This is a genomic window from Pseudomonas sp., assembly GCF_030696055.1.
Taxonomy (GTDB): Bacteria; Pseudomonadota; Gammaproteobacteria; order Pseudomonadales; family Pseudomonadaceae; genus Aquipseudomonas.
Genome location: NZ_JAUYNP010000296.1, coordinates 1 through 6,112 on the forward strand (window position 1 = coordinate 1; position 6,112 = coordinate 6,112).

The window sequence follows — 6,112 nt, forward strand, 5'->3', positions numbered from 1 at the left end:
ATGCCGCAGTCGATGGCGATGTACTGCGGGTTCCACGGCGTGCGGGTGCTGACGAAGATATTGCCGGGGTGCATGTCGGCGTGGAAGAAGCTGTCGCGGAACACCTGGGTGAAGAAGATCTCCACGCCGCGCTCGGCCAGCAGTTTCATATCGGTGCGCTGGTCAGCCAGGGTGGCCAGGTCGGTGACCTGGATGCCGTAGATGCGCTCCATCACCAGCACCTTGGGCCGGCACAGGTCCCAATACACCTGAGGCACATAGAGCAGCGGCGAGCCGTCGAAATTGCGCCGCAGCTGGCTGGCGTTGGCCGCTTCGCGCAGCAGGTCGAGCTCATCGACTATGGTCTTCTGGTAGTCGCTGACGATCTCCATCGGGCGCAGGCGACGCGCATCGGCAGAGGCCTTCTCGGCCAGCTTGGCCAGCAGGAACAGCCAGGCGATGTCCTGTTCGATCACCGGCTTGAGGCCGGGGCGGATCACCTTGACCACCACTTCCTCACCGCTTTTCAGCTGTGCGCCATGCACCTGGGCCACCGAGGCGGAGGCCAGCGGCTGGGCATCGAAGCGAGCGAATACTTCGCCGACTTTGGCGCCCAGCTGGCTTTCGATCAAGGCCTGCGCCTTGGCCGGATCGAAGGGTGGCACCTGATCCTGCAGCTTGGCCAGTTCATCGGCGATGTCCGGCGGCAGCAGGTCGCGGCGGGTGGAGAGCAGCTGGCCGAACTTGATAAAGATCGGCCCCAGTTCCTCCAGGGCCAGACGCAGACGTGCGCCGCGCGACAACAGCAGGTCGCGGCGCGGCAGCCAGCGCCACGGCAGGGCATGGCGCAACATGCGCAGCCAGAAGGGCAGGGGCAGGGCGAACAGCAGGTCATCCAGCTGGTAGCGGATAACCACGCGCTGGATGCGCAGCAGGCGACGGACGGCAAGCAGCTTCATGGGGTGGGCTTATGGCGTTGGGCGATGCGCTCGATACGCGCGTCGAGTCGGTCGAGGGCCAGCTTGAGGCGGTCCAGTTCGGCGAAGCGCGCATCGGCTTCGCGCTGGCCGACCAGGCTGCGGGATTCTTCGCTGAGGTAGTCGGCCAGGTTCAGGCGCAGGCTGTCGAGGGCCTGGCCGCTCCAGTTGACCCGGCTGCGCAGATGGCCGCCGAGCAACTGACTGCCGATCGGGCCGAGCCAGCGCGCCAGCTCGTATTCCCAGTCCAACTCGAGATCCTGGAGGATGCCGGCCAGCTCCAGCAGGGCGGCGCTGTCACCTTCCAGGCTGACTTCGGGGCTGTGCAGAATACGGGTCTTGTCCGTGCTGATGGCCAGGCGCAACAGGCTGCTGGCGGGGGCGCGCAGGCGGCAATCGGCCTGGCCATCCCACTGCGCGGCCAGCTGCAGACCCGCGGCACTGGGCAGGATAAACAGCTGCAGCGCCGGCGCCGTGCATTCCACCGCGATCACCCGGCCGCTCAAGCGCGCCAGGCGCGGCAGCGCCGTGCTGTCCATGGTCAAGACCCGGTTAAGGCCGAGTTCGACCCCGGCAAACAGCCCGGTCAACAGCATCAGGGCTTGATGCCGCGGTGCAGGGCGACTATGCCGCCGGTCATATTGTGATAAGTCACACGCTCGAAGCCGGCCTCGACCATCATCGCCTTGAGGCGGTCCTGATCCGGGTGCATGCGGATCGACTCGGCCAGGTAGCGGTAGCTCTCGGCGTCATTGGTGATCAGCTTGCCGGCCAGCGGCATGAACTTGAATGAATAGGCGTCGTAGAACTTCGACAGCAGCGGGCTGGAGGGCTTGGAGAATTCCAGCACCAACAGGCGGCCGCCCGGCTTGAGCACCCGCAGCATGGAGCGGATGGCGTCTTCCTTGTGGGTGACGTTGCGCAGGCCGAAGGCGATGGTGACCACATCGAAATGGTTGTCCGGAAACGGCAGCTTTTCCGCATCGGCCTGGACGAAGCTGACGTTGCCGGCCACGCCCTTGTCCAGCAGGCGGTCACGACCGACGCGCAGCATCGACTCGTTGATATCGGCCAGCACCACTTCGCCGGTGGGGCCGACCAGGGCGGAGAACTTGCGGGTCAGGTCGCCGGTGCCGCCGGCGATATCCAGTACCCGATTACCGCTGCGCACGCCGGACAGTTCGATGGTGAAGCGCTTCCACAGGCGGTGCATGCCGCCCGAGAGCACATCGTTCATCAGGTCGTACTTGGCCGCCACCGAGTGGAAGACCTCGGCGACTTTTTCCGCCTTCTGGCTTTCCGGCACATTCTGGAAACCAAAGTGTGTGGTGGGTTCGCTGTCGCTGTTCTTGCGCGGGTCGTTCATCTTGCCCTTTCCTAAAACAGAGAGGCTGGATCAAAGTGGCGGCCATTCTAAACCCAAAAAGCCCTGGCGGGTTTGGGCCTGTAACGGCAAAGGGAAAACTTGCGCAGGCCGCCATCCGTCGCGGCCTTGCTTGCAGCTTGCGCCGTACAGCCTTGCTATAGTCGCAGCGACCTAAGGTCGCAGTTAACTGGCGAGGAGAAATGCCATGGCCAAAATCATTATCGAACGGCCTCATGCGCTGGGTCGCGAAGTCGCCCGGGAGAAAGCGGAGGAGCTGGCCGAGCGCCTGGCTCGCGAATACGACGTGCGCTACCGCTGGAATGGCGACACCCTGGAGTTCAAGCGCAGTGGCGCCGATGGCCGTATCGAGGTGGCTGAAGACAGCGTGCGGGTGCAACTCAACCTGGGGCTGCTGCTGTCGGCTCTGAGTGGCAGAATCAAGCGCGAGATCGAAGAAGTGTTGGATAAGAACCTTAAGGCCTGAGGCTTCTTTACGATCTGCTGCGCGTCGGCCATACCGCGTTGCGAATGGCCTCGGCAAGCCGCTTGCGGCTAACGCGCTTTAGCGCGGCCCGAAGAGCGAGTGAAACGAGTAATGCTCATTTACAGCAGTAAACTCCGCCCCTCGGCCATTCGCGCCTTGTCTGGCTCTAGCTCGCGAGATCGCGAGCAGGTTGTTGCTGCAGGCTCGGATCAAGTTTTTTAACGCTTAGTATGCGGTTTCTAATTTTCATCGATACCGTGCTCCTAAGCCTGCATTCCGTGGGCGTTTCCTCGAAACACTTAGAGTGAGGTGCACCATGTCGAAAGTTGCCGTTAAAAAGAAAGTCGAAGTCGAAGTCGAAGTCGAAGAAACCGGCACCGTGCTGAGCGACGTTAAAGTCTATGCCCGTAAGATCTGGCTGGCTGGCCTGGGTGCCTACGCCAAAGCCGGCCAAGAGGGCGCCGAGTATTTCAAAGAGCTCGTCAAGAATGGCGAAGGCGTTGAAAAACAAGGCAAAAAACTGGTCAACGAACAGGTTGAAGCGGCTAACAGCCAAATCGACAGCGTCAAGGCCACAGTCACCAGCAATGTCACCAGCGTAAAAGGCAAGGTTGAAGTGCAACTCGACAAGATCGAGAAGGCCTTCGATAACCGTGTAGCCAGCGCCCTGAACCGCATGGGTATCCCGTCCAAGCAGGACGTTGCGGCACTCTCTGCTAAGCTGGATGAGCTGAGCGCGTTGCTCGAGCAAGTCGCGCGTACCAAATAAAGGAGAGCAGGATGGCTGTCAAAAAGAAAACCGAAAAGCAAACCACTTCCTGGATCGGCGAAGTAGAAAAATACTCGCGCCATATCTGGTTGGCTGGTTTGGGTGCCTACTCCAAGGTCAGCAAGGACGGCAACAAGCTGTTCGACACGCTGGTCAAGGACGGCGAAAAAGCCGAGAAACTGGCGAAAACCGAAGTCGACAAACAAGTTGGCGCAGTGAAGTCCACTGTGGGTTCGAAAGTGGACACTGCCAAGTCGAAAGTCGATGAAGTCAAAGACAAAGCACTGGGCAAGTGGAGCGAGCTGGAAGAAGCCTTCGACAAGCGTTTGAACAATGCCATTTCGCGCCTCGGTGTACCGAGCCGCAATGAAGTGAAAGCGCTCAACGCCCAAGTCGACAGCCTGACCAAGCAGATCGAGCAACTCACCGGTGTATCGGTGAAGTCGGTCAAGCCAACGGCCAAGAAGGTTGCCGCCAAACCAGCAGCTAAAGCTGCAGCCAAGCCGGCAGTGAAAGCAGCGGCTAAGCCAGCAGCCAAACCGGCAGTTAAAGCAGTGGCCAAACCAACCGCTAAGCCTGCTGCCAAGCCAGCCGCTAAACCGGCGGTCAAAGCCGCTGCGAAACCTGTTGCGGCCAAGCCTGCTGCAGTTGCCGCCAAGCCGGCTGCACCGGTAGCGGCCGCACCGGCTTCGGCTCCGGTAGCGGCACCAGCACCAGCACCAGTTGCTGCGGTGACACCTGCCAGCCAGGCGTAAAGCTATCGGCAGTAAACGCCAACGCCCGGCCTAGTGCCGGGCGTTGGCGTTTCTGCAGTTGCTGCGGGCTTAGTCTTGCAGATAGCGCCGGGCCAGGTGCTCGGCGGCAAAGCGCGATTCGCTGGCCAGGTGCGGGGCGGCCAGCATCATCACCTGATACACCACCAGGCGGCTCTCGCCTTCGCGGCCCATGATGCGTTGGTAATCCAAGGAGAACAGCAGGGTCAGGGTGATTTGCTCGACCAGCTGACCCAACGCCTGGGTATCGCTGAGCAACTGGCCATCGGCTTGCAGGCGCGCGAGCAGCTCGGCCAGCGCGCGTTTCAGGCTGTTCAGCCAGTGGCGCACGCCGCGTTCCAGCTTGGGCAGGCGACTGGTCAGGTTGGACAGGTCCTGGAACAGGAAGCGGTAGTGGGCCAGGCGCTCGACTATCAGATGGAGAAACAGCCAGTAGTCCTCCACATCCAGTTGCACGTCCTCGGGCGGTGTGAGCAGAGGCGCCAGATCGGCCTGAAAGCGCTCGAACAGGCCGAGGATCAGCGGCTCCTTGCCGTGGAAGTGGTAATACAGATTGCCCGGACTGATGCCCAGTTCGTTGGCGATTTCCAGGGTGGAGACATTGGGTTCGCCCTTCTGGTTGAACAGCAACAGGGCACATTCGAGGATACGGTCGCGGGTTTTCATCCGGTCTTCTTATTCAGGCCGCAGGGAATGCCGAGATAGCCGGCCGCCATGCGCGGCAGCCGGTGTGGCAGAAGCTCAGCGCACATGCACATAGGTGCCGGGCGCCGCCTCCATCGCCGGGTAGTGCTGGTTGCCCAGGGCAGTCAACGTCTCATGCTGCTCGCCGGAGTGAGCCTGGGCCCAGCTCAGCCACTCAGACCACCAACTGCCTTGCACATGCTTGGCGTCGTGGTACCAGGCCCGTGGGTCACCAGTCAGTTTGCCACCCTCGAAGAAGTTGGCCTTGGGGTTGCCCGGCGGGTTGAGAATGCTCTGGATATGCCCACTGTTGGACAGGATAAAGCGCCGGTTGCCGCCCAGCAGCAAGGTCGAGCGATACACCGCATCCCAGGGGGTGATGTGATCGTTGATGCCGGCCACGTTGAAGCTGTCCACCGTGACTTTTTGCAGATCGACCGGCGTGCCGCAGATTTCCAGGCCCTGGGCATGGGTCAGCGGGTTGTGTTTGAAAAAATCGATCAGGTCGCCGTGCAGGGCGGCGGGCAGGCGGGTGTTGTCGTTGTTCCAGTAGAGAATGTCGAAGGCCGGCGGCTGTTTGCCGAGCAGGTAGTTGTTGACCCAGTAATTCCAGATCAGGTCGTTGGGACGCATCCAGGCGAATACCCGGGCCATGTCGCGACCATCCAGCACGCCCTGCTGGTAAGAGCGGCGCTTGGCCGCTTCGAGGGTCTGCTCATCGGCGAACAGCATGGCCGGGCTGTCGATCTGGCTGTCCAGCAGGCTGACCATATAGGTGGCGCTGGCGACCTTGCGCAGCTGGCGCTTGGCCTGCAGGTGGCCTTGCAGTGCGGCGATGGTCAGGCCGCCGGCGCAGGCGCCGAGCAGATTGACCTCCTTGCTGCCGGTGATTTCCCGGCATACCTCCAGGGCTTCTTCGAGAGCCTGCACATAGCTGGACAGGCCCCATTCGCGGTGCCGTGGATCGGGGTTGCGCCAGCTGACGACGAAGGTTTGCAGGCCGCCCTTCAGGGCGTACTGGACAAAGCTCTTCTCCGTCGACAGGTCGAAGATGTAGTACTTGTTGATCTGCGGCGGCAC

8 protein-coding genes are annotated in these 6,112 nt (G+C 61.7%); 3 read left to right on the forward strand and 5 right to left on the reverse strand.

Annotated features, from left to right (window positions below; all coding sequences use genetic code 11):
* The 3 genes from Q8Q83_RS17740 to ubiE form a co-directional block, all read right to left on the reverse strand.
* On the reverse strand, positions 1-938 hold a 938-nt coding region (locus tag Q8Q83_RS17740; protein ID WP_305625449.1), incomplete at its 3' end, for an AarF/UbiB family protein.
* Positions 935-1,552, reverse strand: coding sequence for an SCP2 domain-containing protein (locus Q8Q83_RS17745; protein WP_305625450.1), 618 nt, complete (start codon positions 1,550-1,552; stop codon positions 935-937). The genes Q8Q83_RS17740 and Q8Q83_RS17745, both read right to left, overlap by 4 nt.
* The gene (gene ubiE / locus Q8Q83_RS17750) at positions 1,552-2,322 is read right to left on the reverse strand and encodes a bifunctional demethylmenaquinone methyltransferase/2-methoxy-6-polyprenyl-1,4-benzoquinol methylase UbiE (RefSeq protein WP_305625451.1); all 771 of its coding nucleotides are present in this window, start codon (positions 2,320-2,322) and stop codon (positions 1,552-1,554) included. Before ubiE ends, Q8Q83_RS17745 begins: the two co-directional genes overlap by 1 nt.
* Before the next feature lie 205 nt (positions 2,323-2,527).
* Between ubiE and Q8Q83_RS17755 the strand changes: the two genes are divergently transcribed.
* From Q8Q83_RS17755 to Q8Q83_RS17765, 3 genes are all read left to right on the forward strand, one after another.
* Positions 2,528-2,806 carry a polyhydroxyalkanoic acid system family protein gene (locus Q8Q83_RS17755; RefSeq protein ID WP_305625452.1) on the forward strand — a complete coding sequence of 93 codons (279 nt, stop codon included), beginning with the start codon at positions 2,528-2,530 and terminating at the stop codon, positions 2,804-2,806.
* Between the two features lie 316 nt (positions 2,807-3,122).
* Positions 3,123-3,575, forward strand: a complete 453-nt coding sequence (locus tag Q8Q83_RS17760) for a phasin family protein (RefSeq protein WP_305625453.1) — start codon at positions 3,123-3,125, stop codon at positions 3,573-3,575.
* A gap of 11 nt (positions 3,576-3,586) precedes the next feature.
* Positions 3,587-4,330 carry a phasin family protein gene (locus Q8Q83_RS17765; RefSeq protein WP_305625454.1) on the forward strand — a complete coding sequence of 248 codons (744 nt, stop codon included), beginning with the start codon at positions 3,587-3,589 and terminating at the stop codon, positions 4,328-4,330.
* 69 nt (positions 4,331-4,399) lie between these two features.
* Here the strand turns inward: Q8Q83_RS17765 and Q8Q83_RS17770 are convergent, their stop codons facing one another.
* Complete coding sequence (locus Q8Q83_RS17770; RefSeq protein ID WP_305625455.1) at positions 4,400-5,014, reverse strand: TetR/AcrR family transcriptional regulator; 615 nt, start codon at positions 5,012-5,014, stop codon at positions 4,400-4,402.
* 75 nt (positions 5,015-5,089) lie between these two features.
* On the reverse strand, positions 5,090-6,112 hold a 1,023-nt coding region (locus tag Q8Q83_RS17775), incomplete at its 5' end, for an alpha/beta fold hydrolase (RefSeq protein WP_305625456.1).